Source organism: Lyngbya sp. CCY1209, assembly GCF_055795065.1.
In genome coordinates this window covers 1-380 of record NZ_JAYFER010000684.1, presented here as the reverse complement: position 1 = coordinate 380, position 380 = coordinate 1, and the positions used below count along the sequence as shown (strand labels likewise).

At 49.5% G+C, this 380-nt stretch carries 1 protein-coding gene and 1 pseudogene; both read left to right on the top strand.

Annotation, left to right across the window (positions count from 1 at the left end):
- The first annotated feature begins 5 nt into the window (after positions 1-5).
- Positions 6-98: a DUF29 family protein gene (locus AC0QHF_RS28370; protein ID WP_324707640.1), complete on the top strand. Its 93-nt coding sequence runs from the start codon at positions 6-8 to the stop codon at positions 96-98.
- Positions 99-192: 94 nt separating this feature from the next.
- Positions 193-380: pseudogene (locus tag AC0QHF_RS28365) on the top strand (Uma2 family endonuclease); the annotation flags it as partial.

Sequence of the window (380 nt, the reverse complement as noted above, 5' to 3'; positions counted from 1 at the left end):
ACCCCATGAGCAACACCCTTTACGAACAGGATTTCTATAGCTGGGCGCATCAGCAATCCCGCCTGCTGCGCGATCGCAAATTCGAGCAATTGGACTGATCTCATCCGATTCGCATCCCGAGACTCGGCTGGCTTCATTTGGTAATATAATACAATTATTTCCCAATACTCTGCTTAACAGAGGTGAGGCGTTATGGTGCTGACCAGCCAACAACTTGAGGCATTGATGCCCGATGCCACCCAACTCGACAGCGACGAACCTGAAATGGAAAGTTCCCTGCATTATATGCAATTGTTGCTGCTTGTCACCTGTTTGGAGTGGCTGTGGCGCGATCGCGAAGATTTCTTTATCGGTGCCAACCTGACGATCTATTTTAGCCG